Origin of the sequence: Streptomyces ardesiacus, from assembly GCF_003112575.1 — a bacterium.
GTDB classification, from domain to species: domain Bacteria; phylum Actinomycetota; class Actinomycetes; order Streptomycetales; family Streptomycetaceae; genus Streptomyces; species Streptomyces ardesiacus.
Genome location: NZ_BEWC01000001.1, coordinates 1,038,782 through 1,057,819, shown reverse-complemented (window position 1 = coordinate 1,057,819; position 19,038 = coordinate 1,038,782). Strand labels below are relative to the sequence as shown.

Below are 19,038 nucleotides of genomic sequence, written 5' to 3'. Positions count from 1 at the left end.
GCGAGGATCCTCCGGGCGCCGGTCAGGCGGCGTTCGCGGACTCCGGGGCCGCGCTGGCCCACTCCATGACGAGCCGCTGGTACTCCGCGCGCTGCTCGACGCTCAGTGTCCCGCCCGACCGGAGCCACAGGGCCCGGATCTCCTCGTTGACCTCGGCAGCCGATCGCTCGGAGGAGGGTTCAACAGTGGACATGCTGTGAAGCATACGGCGCCCGGCGTGAAGACGATGTGAGTAATCGCGAGCCAACCGGACATATCGGACCGTGTTACTGATCACGTCGATCTTCTCATCTGTCAAGACCTGCGGGCGAGTTCGTTCCCCTCTCCTGTGTCCTGCGGCACACGCGCCGGGATCAGGTGCCCGGCTTGCGGCCGTACACGTAGACGTCGTCGCCCTTCTTCAGCAGCGACCAGTACTTCTTGGCGTCGGTCTTCGTCATGTTGACGCAGCCGTGCGAGCCCGGCGGGTTCCACATGCTGACGCCGACGGAGTGGAAGGCCTGGCCGCCGTCGAAGAACTGGCTGTAGGGCATCGCCACGTGGTAGATCGTCGAGACGTGGTCGATGTGGCGCCAGTAGACCTTCTTCAGACCGGTGCGGGTCTCGTAGCCGTCGCGGCCGGTGCGGACCGGGACCGGCCCGTACACGAGCTTCTTGCCGTCCTGGATCCAGCTCAGCTGGAGCGTGAGGTTCACACAGGCGATACGGCCCTTGTTGGTCGGGCACTTGCCGGATTTGTTCGGGTTCTTCCCGACCGCCTTCTGCTTCGTCATCAGGTCCATCACCCCCCAGGTGACGGGACCCGCGTAGCCGGCGTTGGGCGTGATGCCGTGCTTGGTCTGGAAGGCGCGGATGGCCTGGCAGTCGGCGGTGGACTGCTTGCCGTCGGCCGTGCGGCCGACGAACTTCTCCACCTTCTTCTGGTACGGGCCCGCCTTCGCGGTGCAGCTCGCGGCCTGGGCCGGTGCCGCCGTGAGTGCGAGTGTGAGCGGTGCCACCAGTGCGGTGATCCCGAGTGCGACGGCTCCCCGTCGGCGTGTGTCCCCCATGGCCGGTCATGCCTTTCGCGTCGAGGCGGTGCGCTGGGCGGAAGGTCGCCTTGGTGCGATCCCCGCCTGCTAGACCGCCGCCCGGCGGCTTTGGTTGCGTGCCGCCGGGCACCGCGACGAAACAGTGACAAAGGCCATCGGACGGCCCTTACCCGTCAGTCCGTGCCGTCCCGCTCCGCCACGGCCCGCCGGAAGCCGGTGTTGACCGCGGTCAGGCCGCCGTCGACCACGAGGGTGGTCCCCGTGATCCAGGAGGCGTCGCGCGAGGCGAGGAAGGCGACGGCCGCGGCGATGTCCCCGGGTTCGCCGACGCGCCCCAGCGGATACAGCCCCTGTACGGCCGCCAGGTCCTCGTCCCGGCCCTCCCAGGCCGTGGTGCGCACCGTGCCCGGCGTCACGAGGTTCACCCGGACACCGCGCGGTGCCGCGTGCCCGGCGAGGGTACGGGTCAGCGACGCGAGCCCTGCCTTGGCGGCGCTGTAGGCGTGGTTGCCGAAGTCCTGGACGCCGTTGACCGAACCGATGCTCACGATCGCGCCGCGTCCCGAGGCGGCGAGGTGGGGCAGCGCGGCCCGGCAGCAGCGGTAGGCGCCCGTGAGGGTGACGTCGAGGTCGCGGGCCCAGGTCTCGTCCGGCTCGTCCTCGAAGAGCGGGGCGTCGGGCGCACAGGAGTAGGCGTTGTTGACCAGCACGTCGAGTCCGCCGAAGACGTCCACGGCACGGGCCACCGCGGCCTCGACGGACGCCCGGTCCCCCACGTCGCAGGCGAACGCCTCGACGGTGAGCCCCTGTTCCGTCAGCCGCGCCGCCGTGCCCCGCGCCGCGTCGGGGTCCACGTCGGTCAGCAGCACCCGTGCCCCCTCCGTGGCGAGCCGCCGCGCGGTGGCCGCGCCGATGCCCCGGGCCGCGCCCGTCACGAGTGCCGTGTGGTCGGTGAAACGCGTGGTGTCCGTCATGGGCCAGACGGTAGTACCGCGACGATCACAGGGGCAGACACCGTGCGGCCATGTCCGCGTTCCTGCAGCAACTCCCCGCTCGGGCCCTGCTGGAGAGGCAACGCACCGCGCGTGAGGGCTGCTGCACGGCCGTGCGGGAGGATCCGGCGCTGCCGCCGGGGCACGGCGCCCGCCGGCCGCAGCCGCCCGTCAGCGATACCCCGTGACGTCGGCCGGCTTGCCCGGGTCCTGGACCTCGACGATGTAGCGCCAGGCGTCCGGGCGGCTGCCGTCGAGGTCGGTGAAGCCGTACTCCCGGGCGAGCGCGCCGCTGGAGAGGGACTGCCCGTTGAAGCGGGCCACGTCGGGGTCGGCGGCCAGGGCGGCGACCGCGCGGCCGACGTAACGGGGGGTCTCGGAGATGGCGAAGTGCGGCACGCGGTCGAGGGCGTCGCGCCAGTTCTCCTCGCGCACGCCGAAGTGGTCGAGCATCATCTCCGAGCGCAGCCAGCCGGGCGTCAGCGCGACCGCCGTGGCACCGCGGGGCCCCAGTTCGTGCCCGAGGGAGAAGGCCATGCGCAGGACGGACGTCTTGGCGAGGTCGTAGAAGAACGAGTTGCGGTAGTGGTCGCGGTTGTAGGCGTCGGTGCCGTCGGTGACCTCGACGACCAGTCCGCCCGGGCGGCGCAGCAGCAGCGGCAGGGCGTGGTGACTGGTGATCGCGTGGGTCTCGACGGCGAGCCGCAGCAGTCTGAGCCCGTTGTCGAGGTCGTGCTCCCAGACGGGGGTGTCCCACTCGAAGAGCTGCTCGCCGCCCCAGATGTCGTTGACCAGGACGTCGAGCCGGCCCTGTTCGCGGGCGATGCGGTCGACGAGGCCGGCGACCTGCGCCGCGTCGAGGTGGTCGACGGGTACGGCGATGCCGTGGCCGCCCGCCTCGGTGACCAGGTCGGCGGTGCCCTCGACGGTCTCGGGGCGGCCGTACTCCGAGCGCCGGGCGCGGGTGCTGCGTCCGGTGACGTAGACGGTGGCGCCGGCCGCGCCCAGTTCGACGGCGATGCCGCGTCCGGCGCCGCGGGTCGCCCCGGCGACCAGTGCGACCCTGCCCGCCTGCGGACCCTTCGGTGACCCTGTCATGTCCGGCTCCCGTTCCTCTCCCTCGCGTCCCGCACGCGCTCGCGCACGGGTGGTGTCGGGTTCGAGGGTGCCGGGAAAGCCGGACATCTTCTGTCACCTTTGCCGCGTGTCCCGGGCGGTCAGTGTCCCCGCTTGATCCACTCCTCCAGGTGCGGGGCCTCGGCGCCGATGGTCGTGGAGTCGCCGTGGCCGGTGCGGACCTCCGTCTCGGGCGGGAGGACGAGCAGCTTGTCGCGGATGGAGTCGATGATGGTCGGGAAGTGGGAGTAGGAGCGCCCGGTGGCGCCCGGTCCGCCCTGGAAGAGGGTGTCGCCGGTGAAGACGGTGCCGAGGCCGGGGTCGTGGAGGCAGACCGCGCCGGGCGCGTGGCCCGGGGTGTGCAGGACGGTCAGGTCGGCGCCCGCGGCCTCGATGACCAGGCCGTCGGTCAGCCAGGCGTCCGGGTCGCGGTCCGGGTGGGTCTGCTGCCACAGCGGCAGGTCGTCGCGGTGCAGCCAGATCGTGGCGCCGGTGCGTTCGGCGAGCGCGGGCGCCGCGTTGACGTGGTCGTTGTGGGCGTGGGTGCACACGATGGCGGTCAGCCGGCGGTCCCCGACGGCCTCGGCGATCGCGTCGGCGTCGTGGGCGGCGTCGATGACGACGACCTCGTGGTCGTCGCCGACGAGCCAGACGTTGTTGTCGACGTCCCAGGTGCCGCCGTCGAGGCTGAACTGCCCGGAGGTGACGAGGCGTTCGATGCGGGGGGCCATCAGAGCACCACCACCGAACGCAGCACGTCACCGGCGTGCATCCGGTCGAAGGCCTGCTCGACCTCGTCGAGGCGGATGGTCTCGGTGACGAACTTGCCGAGGTCGAGGCGGCCCTGGAGGTGCAGGTCGATGAGCATCGGGAAGTCCCGGGAGGGCAGGCAGTCGCCGTACCAGGAGGACTTGAGGGAGCCGCCGCGCCCGAACACGTCGAGCAGGGGCAGCTCCAGCTTCATCTCGGGGGTCGGGACGCCGACGAGGACGACGGTGCCGGCCAGGTCGCGGGCGTAGAAGGCCTGCCGGTAGGTCTCGGGGCGGCCGACGGCCTCGATGACGACGTCGGCGCCGAAGCCGCCGGTCAGTTCGCGGATCGCCTCGACGGGGTCGGTCTCGCGGGAGTTGACGGTGTGGGTGGCGCCCATCCCCCGCGCGGTCTCCAGCTTGCGGTCGTCGATGTCCACGGCGATGACCTTGGACGCGCCCGCCAGGTACGCCCCGGCGATCGCCGCGTCGCCGACGCCGCCGCAGCCGATGACGGCGACGGTGTCACCGCGGCCGACGTTGCCGGTGTTGATGGCGGCGCCGATGCCGGCCATCACCCCGCAGCCCAGCAGCCCCGCCACCTCGGCGGAGGCGGCCGGGTCGACCTTGGTGCACTGTCCGGCGGCGACCAGGGTCTTCTCGGCGAAGGCGCCGATGCCGAGGGCCGGGGAGAGTTCCTGACCGGTCGAGGCGAGGGTCATCTTCTGCTCGGCGTTGTGGGTGTCGAAGCAGTACCAGGGCCGCCCGCGCAGACAGGCCCGGCACGTGCCGCACACGGCACGCCAGTTGAGGATCACGAAGTCCCCGGGGGCCACGTCGGTGACTCCGTCGCCGACCGACTCCACGACGCCCGCGGCCTCGTGACCGAGCAGGAAGGGGTAGTCGTCACTGATGCCGCCCTGCTTGTAGTGCAGGTCGGTGTGGCACACCCCACAGGCCTGGATCTTCACCACGGCCTCGCCCGGACCGGGGTCCGGCACGACGATCGTCTCGATCCGTACCGGCTCGTCCTTGCCCGGCGCGATCACACCGCGTACTTCCTGCGCCATGCTCCTGACCCCTTCCTCGGCCGTTCAGCGTTCTCCCAGACCCTACGCGCAAGTGATCGGAAAAGGGCAGGTGACGGGGCGGTTCACGGGGTGCGGCCGGTCGCGGGCGGACCGCCGGAGGGCGGCGCCGGGCGCCGACGTAGCCTGAGGGCCCCGTCCGCGTGCCGAAGGAGCGACGTGACCACCGCACCGCCGGAGACCTCCGCGCCCGCCTGGCGGCTGCTCCTGACCTACGTACGGCCGCACCGCACGGCCCTGTTCACGGGCGCCCTGCTCTCCCTGGTCACCGGGGGCACGGGGCTGTTGCTGCCGCTGGTGGCGCGGGAGCTGATCGACGACCTGGCGCACGACCGGCCCATCACCGGGGCGCTGCTGGCCATGTCGGGGCTCGTGGTCGCCAACACGGTGCTGGGCGCGCTGGGTTCGTACGTGCTGCGGCGCACCGCGGAGTCGGTGGTCCTCGGGGCGCGGCGGACCCTGTCGTCGTATCTGCTGCGGCTGCGGATCACGGCGGTGGACCGGACCGAGCCCGGCGACCTGATGGCCCGGATCACCTCCGACACGACGCTGCTGCGCCAGGTCACCACCGACTCCCTCATCGGCCTGGGCACCGGCGGGCTGACGCTGGTGGCGACGCTGGTGATGATGGGCGTGGTCGACGCGGTGCTCCTCGGGGTCACGCTGGCGGTGGTGGTGGGCGCGGGCACGGTGCTGGGCCTGATCGTGCCGCGCATCAACCGGGCGAGCCGGCGGGCACAGGACGCGGTGGGTGTGATGGGCGCCGCGCTGGAGCGCACCCTCGGCGCGCTGCGCACGGTGAAGGCCTCGGGTGCCGAGCCGCGGGAGGAGCGGGTGCTGCACCGGGCCGCCGAGGACTCCTGGCGCCAGAGCGTGCGCGCCGCCAAGTGGTCGGCCGCCGCGGGCCACACGGCCGGCCTCGCGATGCAGATCGCCTTCCTGACGGTGCTCGCGGTGGGTGGCGCGCGGGTCGCGACCGGAGCGATCGATGTGGGCACGCTGGTCGCGTTCCTGCTGTTCGTCTTCTACCTGCTGTCACCGATCCAGCAGGTCGTCGGCGCGATCACGCAGTACCAGACGGGCCGGGCGGCGCTGGGCCGGATCGAGGACGCGCTGCGCCTGCCCGCGGAGCCGCCGACCCGGCCGGTTCCGCTGCCGTCGCCGGGCGAGCGGCCGGCGTCCGTCGCCTTCCACGACGTCCGCTTCCGCTACTCCGAGGACGCGCCGTACATCCACCACGGGGTGAGCTTCGAGGTGCCGCCCCGGGGCATGACGGCGTTCGTCGGCCCGTCCGGCGCCGGCAAGACCACCGTCTTCTCCCTGATCGAGCGGTTCTACGACCCGGACTCCGGGGAGATCACGCTGGACGGCCGGAGCCTCGGGGAGTGGGACCTGGCCTCGCTGCGGGCCGCGATCGGGTACGTGGAGCAGGACGCCCCGGTGCTGTCGGGTTCCCTGCGGGACAACCTGCTGCTGGGCAACCCGGAGGCGGACGGGTCGAGCCTCGCCGCCGTGCTGAAGACGACGCGGCTGGACGGTCTGGTGGAGCGGTTGCCGAACGGCCTGGAGACGCTGGTCGGGCATCGCGGCACCAAGCTGTCGGGCGGCGAGCGCCAGCGGGTGGCCGTCGCACGGGCGCTGCTGCGCCGCCCCCGGCTGCTGCTGCTCGACGAGGCGACCTCGCAGTTGGACGCGGTCAACGAGGCCGCGCTGCGCGACACCGTCACCGACGTGGCCCGCACGACGACGGTGCTGGTCGTCGCGCACCGGCTGTCGACGGTGACGACGGCCGACCGGATCGTGGTGATGGACGCGGGCCGTGTCCGCGCGGTCGGCACGCACCGGGAGCTGGTGACCGCCGATCCGCTGTACGCGGAGCTGGCGGCCACCCAGTTCCTGACGGCGGGCGGCTGACCGGAGCGTCAGCCCAGGGCGGGGACGGCGCCGAAGAGGGGCGAGACCAAGCCGGTGACCTGCTGGAGCTGCTCCAGGTCGTGCAGCCGGTTGAGCTGCTGGGACGGGAGCGGCATCCGCGCCCGGTCCTCGGCGGGCATGTCACCGACCGCGAGCGAGTCGAGGGTGTTGGTCACGCTGAGCTTCTCCGCGCCCAGCGGGCCGCCGGCCGCGCTCGCCATCGGGGCGGCAAGGCCGGTGACCCCGGCGGCGAGCCCGACGACGGCGACGATACGTCGTGTTGTGATCATGTGCTGCGCAACTCCGACGGGCCGGGGGCGGACACGGGACGGCGATGCCGGTCACCCGGGTGGAGCAGTGCCCCGGCGGGCGTTGCCCCGGGCGCCGGAAGGGAGGAAGCTCGAAGGGAGAGGGCCGAGACGGCCCGTTCCCGCTGCGGGCCGCGGCCTTCGCGTACGAAGGAGGTCGTCATGAGTACCACCGCAGGCCCCGGCTTCGACACCGAAGCACTGCGCCGGGGCATCGAAGGAGAGTCGGCGGCACCGTTGTTGTCGCTGTACGCACGGGACGCGGAGGTCCGCGTCGTCGACCGCTACGACCAGCCGAGCCGGCCCAAGGTCCTGCACGGCCGGGACGAGATCGCCGAGATGCTCGACGACGTCTACAGCCGTGACATGACCCACCGGATGACCCGCTGCGTCGTCCAGGGCGACCGGGCCGCGTTCGCCGAGGAGTGCACCTATCCCGACGGCGTGCGGGTCTTCGCCGAGTCGATGCTGTCCCTGCGGGACGGCGAGATCGTCGAGCAGACCATGATCCAGGCCTGGGACGAGTAGACCGGGACTCCGGGACCAGGGGCCGGCGGGTCAGCGGGGCAGCGCGTCAGCGCGTCCAGGCGCTGTACTCCATGACGTCGCCCGCCGTGACGCCGTACTCCGGCTGTGCCTCGGTGAACGTGGTCTCCAGACCGAGAACGGCGCCGGTGGCCGGGTCCATGATCAGCATGCGGCGCACGCCGGTCGTCTCGTAGACGTAGGCCTGGCCCGGCCGGCCGAGGCGGTCGGTGACCTCCCCGGCGGGCCGCAGGCCGCCGGTGTCGGCCAGGAGCCGGGCGAGCGCCGCCGACTCGCGGGCGCCCAGGGTCCAGTTGTCGAGGAGCAGGGCGGCCGCGTCCAGCAGTCGGGAGGTGTCCAGGGAGGGGGTGCGCTGCGCCTCCTCCAGGTAGGCGCGCAGCCGGCCGGCCTCGTGCGGCGGGCGGGACGCGGGCGGGGCGTCGCTCCAGCTCGGCGGGTACGTCGCGTCGGTGATGACGTGACCGTCCTCGACCTGGCGGGGGTTGCCGTCCTCGTCCTCGCCGAGCACCGGGCGGCCGGGGTGGCGCGGGTCGGTGGCCACCACCAGTTCGGTGTGCCGGCCGTCGGCCGTCCAGCGCACGATGCGCTCCTCGGGCAGGGTGATCGGGGGCGCGTCGTCCGACATGCCGAGGCTCCAGGACTGCACGTGCGTGCCCCTGCGCAGTGCGGGCCCGCCGTCCGCCGCGGCCGCTTCGGCCCGCTCGGCGAGCCGGTCCAGCGACACGGGGGTGGCGTCGGCGCGTACGACGAGCGGACGGGGTGCGGCGACGGCGGGCGGCGTGCCCGGGCCGCCGAGCAGCAGGGCCACGGCGGTCACGGCGACCACGGCGCCGGCGGCGAGGCCCCAGGCCAGGCGGACGCCGCGGCGGGCGGGCCGCGGGCGGGCCGGCCGTCCCGGAGAGGGGGTCGGCCCGTGCAGCAGCCGGTGCAGGTGACGCTCGCCGTGGGGGTCGAGCGGCCTGTCGGCGAAGGGCGGGGCGTCGGCCGGCGCCGGATTGGCGCGGCGCAGGAGGTCGAGTTCGTCAGCCATGGCCGTGTTCCTTCGCGGGGGTGGCGTCGACGGTGGCCGCCGGACGCGGTGCGTGCGGGGCCTCGGCGGTGGGCGGGCCCATGCGGTCGATCTCCGATCTCAGCCGGGCGCGGGCGCGGTGCAGCCGCATCGACGCGGCCCGGCTGCCGCAGCCGAGGGCGACGGCCAGCTCGTCCACGCCGAGCTCCTCCCAGGCCGTCAGCCGCAGCACTTCCTGGTCCTTGGCGGAGAGCCGGGCGAGGGCCTCGTGCACCCAGTCGCCGGGCGGCTCCGCCTCGGGTCCCGAGGTGATGTGCCGCCCGTGGGCCGCGTCGTCGTTGCCCAGCCGCGCGAGGAGCCGGCGCCGGCGCCCCTGGCCGCGTACCGCGTTGGCCAGGCAGTTGCGTGCCACCCCGTACAGCCAGGGCAGCGGGGCGTGCGGCAGCTCGGCACGGCGGCGCCAGGCCACCGTGAAGACCTCCGCCACCACTTCCTCGACCTCGCCCGTGTGCCCGGCCAGCCGGCGCGCCACATAGCGGCTGACCGCCCAGTAGTGCTCCCGGTAGGCAGCGGCGAAGATCTCGTCGTTGCTCATGCCCCGTTTCTGTCCGGCACCCTCGTGATCGTCACGGCCGTTTTCGTGACGCTCGTCTCGTCCGTCGAGTGTGACGTGCGGGCCGGGCGCGGACACAGGCGGGGCGTGAGGAACCTCAAAAGCATCAAGTGGCTGACGACCACGGACCACAAGACGATCGGCACGCTGTATCTGGTGACATCGTTCGCCTTCTTCTGCATCGGCGGGGTGATGGCGCTCTTCATGCGCGCCGAGCTGGCCCGGCCGGGTCTGCAGATCATGTCGAACGAGCAGTTCAACCAGGCGTTCACGATGCACGGCACGATCATGCTGCTGATGTTCGCGACGCCGCTGTTCGCGGGCTTCGCGAACTGGATCATGCCGCTGCAGATCGGTGCGCCGGACGTGGCGTTCCCGCGGCTGAACATGTTCGCCTACTGGCTGTACCTGTTCGGCTCGACCATCGCGGTGGGCGGGTTCCTGACCCCGCAGGGCGCGGCCGACTTCGGCTGGTTCGCGTACTCGCCGCTGTCGGACGCGGTGCACTCGCCGGGTATCGGCGGTGACCTGTGGATCATGGGTCTGGCCTTCTCCGGCTTCGGCACCATCCTCGGCTCGGTCAACTTCATCACCACGATCATCTGCATGCGCGCGCCGGGCATGACCATGTTCCGCATGCCGATCTTCACCTGGAACGTGCTGCTGACCGGTGTGCTGGTCCTGCTGGCCTTCCCGGTGCTGGCCGCGGCCCTGTTCGCGCTGGAGGCCGACCGCAAGTTCGGTGCCCACATCTTCGACTCGTCCAACGGCGGGGCCCTGCTGTGGCAGCACCTGTTCTGGTTCTTCGGGCATCCGGAGGTGTACATCATCGCGCTGCCGTTCTTCGGCATCGTCAGTGAGATCATCCCGGTCTTCTCCCGCAAGCCGATCTTCGGCTACATGGGCCTGATCGGCGCGACGATCGCCATCGCGGGTCTGTCGGTGACGGTGTGGGCCCACCACATGTACGTCACGGGCGGCGTGCTGCTGCCGTTCTTCTCCTTCATGACCTTCCTGATCGCGGTCCCGACCGGTGTGAAGTTCTTCAACTGGATCGGCACCATGTGGAAGGGGTCGCTGTCCTTCGAGACACCGATGCTGTGGTCCACCGGCTTCCTGGTCACCTTCCTCTTCGGCGGTCTGACCGGTGTCATCCTGGCCTCGCCGCCGCTGGACTTCCACGTCTCGGACTCGTACTTCGTGGTGGCGCACTTCCACTACGTGGTGTTCGGCACCGTGGTGTTCGCGATGTTCGCCGGCTTCCACTTCTGGTGGCCGAAGTTCACCGGCAAGATGCTGGACGAACGCCTCGGCAAGATCACCTTCTGGACGCTGTTCACCGGCTTCCACGGCACGTTCCTGGTCCAGCACTGGCTGGGTACGAACGGCATGCAGCGGCGGATCCCGGACTATCTGGCGGTGGAGGGGCTGACGGCCCTCAACACCGTGTCGAGCGTGTTCTCCTTCCTGCTCGGCATGTCGCTCCTGCCGTTCTTCTACAACATCTGGAAGACCGCCAAGTACGGCGAGAAGATCGAGGTGGACGACCCGTGGGGCTACGGCCGTTCGCTGGAGTGGGCGACCTCCTGCCCGCCGCCGCGGCACAACTTCCGCACGCTGCCGCGCATCCGCAGTGAATCCCCCGCCTTCGACCTGCACCACTCCCCCGCGGCCGGCCCGGAGCGGGAGCTGACCCTCCGGTGACCGGCGGGGAGCGCCGTCCCACGGCCGTCCGGGGGCTGATCCACGAGATCGAGGGCCATCTTCTCGTCGCCGCCGCCCGCGAGGAGGGGCGTACGGCCGCCGCGCGCTTCACCGCGCCGTTCGACTGGCTGAGCGGCGACCGGCGCCGGGAGGTGGAGGAACGCTTCGAGGCCGAGTACCTCGCCCTCGCCCGGAACTCCTGGCAGCGCACCGCCGAGCGCGCCGGGCAACTGCGCGGGGACTACGAGGCGCGCTACCGGGCGCTGCGGCGGCGGCTGCTGGCCGGCTGTCTGCTGGGGGCGTGTGCGGTGCTCGGGTGCGTGGGTGTGCTGGTCCTGGCACGGGGGTAGCCGGCGCGTCGCCTCAGCGCGGTGGCAGTCGGTGCAGTTCGACGTCCCCGAGGCGGCCGTCGGTGACCGTGGCGGTCATGTACGTGTGGTGCGGCTGACGGCGGCGGTCGGTGGGCGAGCCCGGGTTGAGCAGGCGCAGGCCGGTGGCGGTGGTGGTGTCCCAGGGGATGTGGCTGTGTCCGAAGACCAGGACGTCGAGGTCGGGGAAGCGGGCGGCGCAGCGGGCCTCGCGTCCCTGCGCGGCGCCGGTCTCGTGGACGACGCCGAAGCGCAGGCCGCCGAGGTCCGCGCGGGCCACCTCGGGCAGCCTGGCGCGCAGGGCGGGGCCGTCGTTGTTGCCGTACACCCCGACGAGCCGGCGGCTGCGGCTCTCCAGCAGGTCCAGGGTGGCCGTGTCGACCCAGTCCCCGGCGTGCAGGACGACGTCGGCGCGCGGCAGCTCCGCCAGCAGCGGCGCCGGCAGTTCCCTGGCCCGCTTGGGCAGGTGGGTGTCGGACGTGATCAGCAGACGCACGCCGTCCAGTTTAATCGACAGGTAAAACTGTGCAGCCTCACCTGGACAGTCTTACCTGTCGAATTTACGGTGGGAGCGGGCGCCGGCCGGCGGTCCCCGCACCGTCCGAGCACCATCTGAGAGGCACCACCCCATGGCCGTCACCGCCCTCGACCCCCGCACCGCCCTCGTCGTCATCGATCTCCAGGCCGGGATCGTCGCCGCGCCGACCGAGCCGTACTCCGGCGCCGAGGTCGTCGCCCGCAGCGCCGGACTGGCCGAGGCCTTCCGGGCCCGCGGCCTGCCGGTGGTGCTGGTCCGGGTCTCCTTCGCCGCCGACGGCGCGGACGCCGTGCCCGGCCGCACGGAGGCCGGCGCCGCCGGCCCCCGGCCCGAGGGCTGGGACGTCCTCGTCGGCGAACTGGCCGGGCACCCCGGCGACATCACCGTCACCAAGCGCAACTGGGGCGCCTTCCACGGCACCGGGCTCGACGTCCAGCTGCGCCGCCGCGGCGTCACCCAGATCGTGCTGACCGGCATCGCCACCAGCATCGGCGTGGAGTCCACCGCCCGCGCCGCCCACGAGCACGGCTACCACGTCACGCTCGCCACCGACGCGATGAGCGACATGAGCGCCGAGGCGCACCGCGGCAGCGTCGAGCGGATCTTCCCGCGCCTGGGCGAGACCGGTACGACGCGGGAGATCCTGGACCTGCTCGCCAAGACGCACGGCTGACCGGGCCGACCGGCCGGACGCCGCCCGTCAGCCGGCCTCCGTGCGCCGCTTGAGCGGTTCCCACCAGGCCCTGTTGTCCCGGTACCAGGCGACGGTCTCGGCCAGTCCGGCCGCGAAGTCGCGCCGGGGCCGGTAGCCCAGTTCCTCGCGGGCCTTGCTCCAGTCGACCGCGTAGCGCAGGTCGTGGCCCTTGCGGTCCTCGACGTGGACCACCCGGTCGGGGCCCGCCCCGCAGGCGTCGAGGAGCAGGCCGGTGAGCTCGCGGTTGGTCAGCTCCGTGCCGCCGCCGATGTTGTAGACCTCGCCCGCCCGGCCCCGGGTACGGACGAGGTCGACGCCCCGGCAGTGGTCGTCGACGTGCAGCCAGTCGCGGACGTTGCGCCCGTCGCCGTACAGCGGGACCCGGCGGCCGTCCAGGAGGTGGGTGACGAACAGCGGCACGAGCTTCTCGGGGAACTGGTGCGGGCCGTAGTTGTTGGAGCACCGGGTCACCCGTACGTCGAGGCCGTGGGTGCGGTGGTACGACAGGGCCAGCAGGTCGCCCGACGCCTTCGACGCGGAGTACGGGGAACTCGGCCGCAGCGGATGCTCCTCGGTCGCCGCGCCCGACGCCAGGGAGCCGTACACCTCGTCGGTGGAGACGTGCACGAAGGGGCCCACCCCGTGGCGCAGGGCGGCGTCCAGCAGGGTCTGGGTGCCGACGACGTTGGTGAGGACGAAGTCGGACGCGGCGTGGATCGAGCGGTCCACGTGGGACTCGGCGGCGAAGTGCACGACCTGGTCCGCCCCGGCCGTCAGCCGGTCGACGAGCACCGCGTCGCGGATGTCGCCGTGCACGAACTCCAGCCGGGGATGGCCGATGTCGAGGTTGGCGGTGGTGCCGGCGTAGGTGAGGGCGTCCAGGACGGTGATCCGCGGTGCGCCGGGCCCCTCGGCGGCCAGGAGGCCGCGCACGTACCGGGAGCCGATGAAGCCGGCGCCGCCGGTGACCAGGATGTTCATGAGCGGTTCCGTGCCTTGCTGCGGTCGGGGGCGGGCGGGGTGCCTGTGACGCTACCCGCGTGCCCTTCGTCCGCCGCGAGCGGCCCGGAACGCGCACCGCGCCGGCACGGGGCCGGCGCGCTGGGCGGTGTCGCCGCCCTCGGGGCTGGTTCGGTCCTGGCTGGTTCAGTCCTCGCCCCGGACGATGTTCGACTCCTGGCCCGGTTGCGGTGTGCGGGTGGTGCTGCCGTCCTCGACGGCCGGCACGCAGGTGCGCGGCACGCCCTTGCTCCGCAGTCGGCGGGCCTTGGACCAGCCGGTCTCCAGCCGACGGACGGCGGTCTTGCCGCTGGTGTCCGTGGTCACGGGCATCATCTTCCTTCTGGCCTTCCGGCCTTCTGGGGGTTGCGACGTTTCGCGCCTCGCGCGACGTTTCGCGCCTCTTGCGCGTCCTGCGCCCGGTGGCGCTCGCCCGTCCGGGTCCCCTCGCGGGGCGCCGTGAAACCCGGGACGCAGGGGGCCGCGAGGGGCCTACGGGGTGTGCACGCCCACGGACATCTCGCTCCACACCTGCTTGCCCCCGCCGACCGGGAGCGTCCCCCAGGCCGCCGACAAGGCCTCGACCAGGAGGATGCCGCGTCCGCCCGTGGCCTCCCAGCCGATGCCGGTCGGCCGGGCCGGCGTACGCGGGGAGGCGTCGGCGACCGCGACGCGCAGCCGGCCGCCGATCAGGGTGAGGTCGAGCCGCACCTGTCCGTCGGTGTGCACGAGGGCGTTGGTGACCAGCTCGGAGACGACGAGCAGGACGCCGTCGACGTCGTCGCCGGGGACGCCCCAGGAACGCAGCGTCCGCCGGGTGAAGCGGCGGGCGTGCCGCACGGCCTCGGGCAGCCGCCACACCGACCAGCTCTCCCGCAGCGGGCGCAGCGCCATGCCGTCGTAGCGCACGAGCAGCAGGGCGACGTCGTCGTTGCGGCGGGCGTTGCCGAGCAGGGCGTCGGCGACGAGTCCGAGGTGGGCGGGGTCGGAGACGGCCAGCGCGTGCGCGAAGCGGCCCATGCCCTCGTCGATGTCGGAGTCGGGCGACTCCACGAGGCCGTCCGTGGTGAGGGCGATCAGCGTGCCGGGGCGCAGCCGCAGCGGGCTCATCGGGAAGTCGGCCTGCGTCACCACGCCGAGCGGCGGGCCGCCCTCGGCCTCCGCGATCTCGGTGCTGCCGTCGGGATGGCGCAGCACCGGCGGCAGGTGCCCCGCCCGCACGCACCACGCGGAGCCCTCCTCCATGTCGAGGTCGACGTAGACGCAGGTGGCGAAGAGGTCGGTCCCCATGCCGGTCAGCAGCCGGTTGGCGTGGGAGACCACCACGTCCGGCGGGTGGCCCTCGACGGCGTAGGCGCGCAGGGCGGTGCGCATCTGGCCCATGAGGGTGGCCGCGCCGGTGCTGTGGCCCTGGACGTCGCCGATGACGAGGGCGACGTGGTGGTCGGGCAGCGGAATCACGTCGTACCAGTCGCCGCCCAGTTCGAGCCCGGCCGTGCTGGGCAGGTAGCGGGCGACGGCGACCGCGCCGGGCAGCTTGGGCAGGCGGCGCGGCAGGAGCTGGCGCTGGAGCATGCCGACCAGTTCGTGCTCGGCGTCGAAGGCGTGGGCGCGCATGAGGGCCTGCCCCGCGAGGCCCGCGGACGCGGTGAGCAGGGCGCGCTCGTCGGGGCCGAAGTCGTGCGGGGCGTCCCAGCCGATGAGGCAGGCACCGGCCATGCGGCCGCCCGCGGGCAGCGGCAGTACGGCCAGGCCGCCCGGGCCCACGTCGGCGAGGGCGGGCTCCAGGTCGCCGGTGCCGGCGGGCCAGATCCGGGCGCGTCCCTCGCGCAGTGCGGCGGCGAGGGTGGGCATGGCCCGTACCGGCGCGTCGGGCCACTCGGTGCGCCATTCCAGGCGCCACAGCTCGGGCCAGGACTCGGAGTCGGGGGGATCGAGGACGGTGACGACGAGCCGGTCGTGCTCCAGTTCGGCCAGCGCGATCCGGTCGGCGCGCAGCGGTCTGCGCAGGGCGGCGACGACGGCCTGACTGACCTCGCGGACGGTCCCGGCGGTGGCCAGCGCGGCGGCGAGCCGCTGGACGCGGGCGACGTCGGTGACGTCCGGACGCAGGGTGGAGGCGTCGGCGACGGTGCCGACCAGGCGGGCCGGCCGGCCGTCCCCGCCGGGCAGCAGGCGTCCGCTGAGCCGGAGCCACTTCGGCGGCCCGGTGGGCTGCAGCACCCGGAACTCCAGCTCGCGCTCCCCGATGGTCATGTGGTCGGACTCGGTCACCGACATCAGCGACGGCAGGTCCTCCGGCACGGTGAGGCCGAGCAGCGTCTCCACCTTGCCGTCGAACTCCTCCGGCGTGAGGCCGAACAGGCCCAGCACGGCGCCGCCGACCTCCGCACGGCCGGTGTCCATGGCCAGGGTGAAGGCGTCCGGCCGGAGGACGCCGGGCTCGGGGGTCCCGGCCGGGGCGGGGCAGGTCATCGCCTCGGCGATCGCCTCCAGGCACGCGCGGTCCTCCGCGTCGAACCCTCCGGGGTGCTCGGTCAGGGCGAAGAGGCAGCCGCCGCCGTCCCCGCGCACGGGCAGCACGGCCAGCGAGAAGCCGCTCGACGGCACGTGCCGCGACTCCGCCGATCCGGCGAACTCCTCCGGCCCGATCCACACCGGCTCGCCGGCACGGCGGGCGTCCGCCACCGGGGAGCCGCCGGACGCGGGGTAGCTGTCGCGTACGCCGTACAGGGTGCGCGGCACGCCGACCGCCTCGGCCAGACACAGCAGCTCACGGTCGTCCCCGGGCATGTACAGGGCGGCGAAGGACGCGCCCGCGAACACCAGGGCCTGTTCGAGGAACCGGCGCTGCCGGTCCCGCGGCGCCGGTCCGGCCGCGACCGCCCGCAGGGCGCCCTCGGCACGCAGCACCCTCGATCCGCGTTCCGCAGTGCCCTCGTCGACCACGTCGCCCATTACAGCGCTTACGGGACATCTGCGCAGCCCCTGCGACTCGGGCATCGGCGGGCCGGACACACGCCGGGGGCTCAGGGACGGGTGCTGCGCGTCGGGGCGGCGGGGGCAGGGCGGGTACGGGCGGAGGCGGGCCTGCCGGTGGGCGCGAAGGAGGGCCTAGGGCACAGGGCACGCACCTCTGCGCAAGGGCTGCACCCCAACCGCACCGTGGTCGTCGGCCGGCGACGCTCCGGGCCTGGGGCGACGGACCGGGCCCGGAGCACAGCCGAGCGGGTGTGCAGGGCGCCGCGCCTGCCCCACCGGCCACCGTGCCCGCCGGTACGGAGCGCGTCCGCCGGGCACCTGGGACACCGCCGGTCCCCGCCGGGAGCCGGCATCCCACCCCGCCCCACCCCGCCGGAGACAGGGCCGGTCCCACCGGGGCCGGTCCCGCCGGGGGCCGCCCACCCGGGAGGCCGGGTCCCACCAGCGGGCGGCGGACACGGCGTCAGCCCGTCATTCCCCGGCCCCCGAGCCGTCCCCGGCCACCCCACCGGCACCCGCGTGCCCCGCACCGGCACCCGCGCCCTCACCGGCACCGCCACCGCCACCGCCACCGCCACCGGCACTCGCCTCCCCGTCGTCGGCCGCCTCGCCCGCGCCCGCGCCCGCGCCCTCGTCCCCGAGGGTCGCGCCGACCGCGTTCAGGGCCGTGGTGACCGGCTGGAAGAAGGTCTCGCCGCCGGTCGTGCAGTCGCCGCTGCCGCCGGAGGTCAGGCCGATCGCGAGACCGTCCCGGGTGAAGAGGGAGCCGCCGCTGTCGCCGGGCTCGGCGCAGACATCGGTCTGTATGAGGCCGGTGACGGTGCCCTCGGGGTAGTTGACGGTGGCGTCCAGGCCGAGCACCCGGCCGTCGGCCAGGCCGGTCGTACTGCCCATGCGGAAGACCTCCTGGCCGACCGTCGCCTCGGCGGCCCCGCTGATCGGCAGGGTCTGGTCGCCGAGGTTCACCTCGCTCGGGGCGTCCGTCGCCGGGTCGTCGTACCTGACGAGCGCGAAGTCGCCCTGGCCGGGGAAGACCGCGCGGTCGACGGTGGCGATCGGCCGTCCGCCCTGTGCGTCGGACCACTGGGCGGCCGCGACCCCGCAGTGACCGGCCGTCAGGAAGGCGGGCGAGCCGTCGCCCGCGGTGACGTTGAAACCGAGCGAGCACCGCGCTCCGCCGCCGAAGACCGCGTCGCCGCCCGACACGAAGGTGGTGAAGGTGCCGGCGGACCTCCTGATCGTCGCCATGCCGGAGCCGAGCCCCTCGACGGTGGACTCCAGGCGGTCCCACCGGTCGCCGGTGACGGTGCTGTCGGCGGTCACCAGGATCCTGTTGGTGCGCGGGTCGATCGCCCACGAGGTGCCCGGGATGCTCGCCTCGGACTCCAGGGTCCGCGCGCCGCTGCGCAGTTCGCCCATGCTGTTGTCCACCTCGCGGACCTCCGCGCCCGCCCGCTTCGCCCGCACGACGGCTTCGTCGTCGTCCCCGGGGACGACGTTGACGACGAGCCGCCGCGCGCCGGAGTCGTAGTAGGAGCCGGCGAAGGTGTCGCCGAGCAGGCCGGCGAGGCGTGCGGCGAGATCCGGCGCGTCGGCGGCCTTGAGGGTCCGGGGCGCCGCCGCCTCGTCCGCCGAGCCGCCGTCCTGCGCGGCGTTGGCGTGCGGGAGCAGGAGGGCGGCCGCGCCGAGCGCGATCACACCGCCCGCCGCCATCGCGGCCCTGCGCTTGGGAATTCGCTTGTGACTCAACCTGCTCGACCTCCTGGGACCGGGGCCCGTGCCCACCGGTCCGGCAACTGTTGGGGGCGCCTGGACGGCTGTTGGTACGCACGGGCCGGGCGGGGCGTTCAGCCGGACCGCCGGGCCCCCGGGGCGCCCCTCCTCACCTCCCCCGAAAGTCGCACCGCGACGTCAGGTCCCGAAGTCGCACCGGACCTACGTCGCTTGAGACCGATCAGGCACCCTCCGCGTCCATCCGGAGACGCAACGTGACGGGCGGGGAGCGGAATGACCGCTTCAGTGAATCTGCACATCGAATGCTCAACCCGGTCACCCCCGTTGGAGCATCTGCACAGCCCGCGGGGGCCCGTACGCCTTTGGGCCCGGAGTGTCCCAATCGCCCGGGCGCGGGCAAGGGGCCGCACGAGCCGATCTCGCGCAGCGTGTGAAGAAGTCTGCGCGAAGGGGTGCGCACTCCTGCACGCTTGGGTGCCCGTCCGTCGCAAGTGCGCTGGTCGGAGGGGTGATTGATTGGAAGCCCGAACCGGCCGCGTGCTTTGATCCATCGCACCGCGGGGGCCGCGGAGAGCTCGGGAAACGGGCGTCCGGCGCCTGCGGCCGCGGCCGTCATCTGTCCCCAGAGGGGGCCGCTCCCCCCTTGTGAAATG

Annotated in this window: 20 protein-coding genes; 6 read left to right on the top strand and 14 right to left on the bottom strand. The window is 73.4% G+C overall.

Annotated features, from left to right (window positions below):
* Positions 1-22: 22 nt before the first annotated feature.
* The 3 genes from Sdi02f_RS04500 to Sdi02f_RS04490 all read right to left on the bottom strand — a co-directional run bounded on the left by Sdi02f_RS04500 (position 23) and on the right by Sdi02f_RS04490 (position 2,005).
* Positions 23-205, bottom strand: a complete 183-nt coding sequence (locus Sdi02f_RS04500; protein ID WP_030402927.1) for a hypothetical protein — start codon at positions 203-205, stop codon at positions 23-25.
* A 148-nt stretch (positions 206-353) separates the two neighbouring features.
* Entirely contained in the window at positions 354-1,049 is a 696-nt protein-coding gene (locus tag Sdi02f_RS04495) for a L,D-transpeptidase family protein (protein ID WP_108932716.1), read from the bottom strand.
* 155 nt (positions 1,050-1,204) lie between these two features.
* Complete coding sequence (locus tag Sdi02f_RS04490; RefSeq protein ID WP_030402925.1) at positions 1,205-2,005, bottom strand: SDR family NAD(P)-dependent oxidoreductase; 801 nt, start codon at positions 2,003-2,005, stop codon at positions 1,205-1,207.
* Between the two features lie 50 nt (positions 2,006-2,055).
* Here Sdi02f_RS04490 and Sdi02f_RS35555 point away from each other — a divergent pair, with 50 nt between their 5' ends.
* Positions 2,056-2,211, top strand: a complete 156-nt coding sequence (locus Sdi02f_RS35555; protein WP_158716732.1) for a hypothetical protein — start codon at positions 2,056-2,058, stop codon at positions 2,209-2,211.
* Here Sdi02f_RS35555 and Sdi02f_RS04485 read toward each other — a convergent pair.
* From Sdi02f_RS04485 to Sdi02f_RS04475, 3 genes are all read right to left on the bottom strand, one after another.
* Positions 2,195-3,121 carry an SDR family oxidoreductase gene (locus Sdi02f_RS04485; RefSeq protein WP_030402924.1) on the bottom strand — a complete coding sequence of 309 codons (927 nt, stop codon included), beginning with the start codon at positions 3,119-3,121 and terminating at the stop codon, positions 2,195-2,197. The genes Sdi02f_RS35555 and Sdi02f_RS04485 overlap by 17 nt on opposite strands.
* Positions 3,122-3,240: 119 nt before the next feature.
* Positions 3,241-3,870 (bottom strand): MBL fold metallo-hydrolase, encoded by a 630-nt coding sequence (locus Sdi02f_RS04480; protein ID WP_030402923.1) that lies wholly within the window; start codon positions 3,868-3,870, stop codon positions 3,241-3,243.
* A complete protein-coding gene (locus Sdi02f_RS04475) occupies positions 3,870-4,958 on the bottom strand; it encodes an S-(hydroxymethyl)mycothiol dehydrogenase (protein ID WP_030402922.1) in 1,089 nt (362 codons plus the stop codon). The genes Sdi02f_RS04480 and Sdi02f_RS04475 overlap by 1 nt, the downstream gene beginning before the upstream one ends.
* Positions 4,959-5,135: 177 nt before the next feature.
* Here Sdi02f_RS04475 and Sdi02f_RS04470 point away from each other — a divergent pair, with 177 nt between their 5' ends.
* A complete protein-coding gene (locus Sdi02f_RS04470) occupies positions 5,136-6,890 on the top strand; it encodes an ABC transporter ATP-binding protein (protein ID WP_031185447.1) in 1,755 nt (584 codons plus the stop codon).
* A gap of 8 nt (positions 6,891-6,898) precedes the next feature.
* On the opposite strand, the gene Sdi02f_RS04465 is transcribed toward Sdi02f_RS04470, so the two are convergent.
* A complete protein-coding gene (locus Sdi02f_RS04465) occupies positions 6,899-7,180 on the bottom strand; it encodes a hypothetical protein (protein ID WP_030402920.1) in 282 nt (93 codons plus the stop codon).
* A 180-nt stretch (positions 7,181-7,360) separates the two neighbouring features.
* On the opposite strand from Sdi02f_RS04465, the gene Sdi02f_RS04460 reads away from it, so the two are divergent.
* The gene (locus Sdi02f_RS04460) at positions 7,361-7,726 is read left to right on the top strand and encodes a nuclear transport factor 2 family protein (RefSeq protein ID WP_030402919.1); all 366 of its coding nucleotides are present in this window, start codon (positions 7,361-7,363) and stop codon (positions 7,724-7,726) included.
* A gap of 46 nt (positions 7,727-7,772) precedes the next feature.
* Here the strand turns inward: Sdi02f_RS04460 and Sdi02f_RS04455 are convergent, their stop codons facing one another.
* Both Sdi02f_RS04455 and Sdi02f_RS04450 read right to left on the bottom strand, forming a co-directional pair.
* Positions 7,773-8,774 (bottom strand): CU044_5270 family protein, encoded by a 1,002-nt coding sequence (locus tag Sdi02f_RS04455; RefSeq protein ID WP_108932715.1) that lies wholly within the window; start codon positions 8,772-8,774, stop codon positions 7,773-7,775.
* Positions 8,767-9,348: an RNA polymerase sigma factor gene (locus Sdi02f_RS04450; protein ID WP_030402917.1), complete on the bottom strand. Its 582-nt coding sequence runs from the start codon at positions 9,346-9,348 to the stop codon at positions 8,767-8,769. Before Sdi02f_RS04450 ends, Sdi02f_RS04455 begins: the two co-directional genes overlap by 8 nt.
* A 105-nt stretch (positions 9,349-9,453) precedes the next feature.
* Between Sdi02f_RS04450 and ctaD the strand changes: the two genes are divergently transcribed.
* Together ctaD and Sdi02f_RS04440 are read left to right on the top strand one after the other, a co-directional pair.
* Positions 9,454-11,070 (top strand): aa3-type cytochrome oxidase subunit I, encoded by a 1,617-nt coding sequence (gene ctaD, locus Sdi02f_RS04445; protein WP_108932924.1) that lies wholly within the window; start codon positions 9,454-9,456, stop codon positions 11,068-11,070.
* Positions 11,067-11,420 carry a hypothetical protein gene (locus tag Sdi02f_RS04440; RefSeq protein WP_108932714.1) on the top strand — a complete coding sequence of 118 codons (354 nt, stop codon included), beginning with the start codon at positions 11,067-11,069 and terminating at the stop codon, positions 11,418-11,420. The genes ctaD and Sdi02f_RS04440 overlap by 4 nt, the downstream gene beginning before the upstream one ends.
* A gap of 13 nt (positions 11,421-11,433) precedes the next feature.
* On the opposite strand, the gene Sdi02f_RS04435 is transcribed toward Sdi02f_RS04440, so the two are convergent.
* Positions 11,434-11,934, bottom strand: coding sequence for a metallophosphoesterase family protein (locus tag Sdi02f_RS04435; RefSeq protein WP_030399648.1), 501 nt, complete (start codon positions 11,932-11,934; stop codon positions 11,434-11,436).
* Between the two features lie 133 nt (positions 11,935-12,067).
* Here Sdi02f_RS04435 and Sdi02f_RS04430 point away from each other — a divergent pair, with 133 nt between their 5' ends.
* Positions 12,068-12,649 (top strand): hydrolase, encoded by a 582-nt coding sequence (locus tag Sdi02f_RS04430; RefSeq protein ID WP_030399647.1) that lies wholly within the window; start codon positions 12,068-12,070, stop codon positions 12,647-12,649.
* A gap of 27 nt (positions 12,650-12,676) precedes the next feature.
* Here the strand turns inward: Sdi02f_RS04430 and rfbB are convergent, their stop codons facing one another.
* The 4 genes from rfbB to Sdi02f_RS04410 form a co-directional block, all read right to left on the bottom strand.
* A complete protein-coding gene (gene rfbB, locus Sdi02f_RS04425) occupies positions 12,677-13,651 on the bottom strand; it encodes a dTDP-glucose 4,6-dehydratase (protein ID WP_108932713.1) in 975 nt (324 codons plus the stop codon).
* 165 nt (positions 13,652-13,816) lie between these two features.
* Complete coding sequence (locus Sdi02f_RS04420; RefSeq protein ID WP_030399645.1) at positions 13,817-13,996, bottom strand: hypothetical protein; 180 nt, start codon at positions 13,994-13,996, stop codon at positions 13,817-13,819.
* Between the two features lie 165 nt (positions 13,997-14,161).
* On the bottom strand, positions 14,162-16,627 hold the full coding sequence (locus tag Sdi02f_RS04415; RefSeq protein ID WP_108932712.1) for a SpoIIE family protein phosphatase: 2,466 nt from the start codon (positions 16,625-16,627) through the stop codon (positions 14,162-14,164).
* 495 nt (positions 16,628-17,122) lie between these two features.
* Complete coding sequence (locus Sdi02f_RS04410; protein WP_108932711.1) at positions 17,123-18,400, bottom strand: S1 family peptidase; 1,278 nt, start codon at positions 18,398-18,400, stop codon at positions 17,123-17,125.
* Positions 18,401-19,038 lie beyond the last annotated feature (638 nt).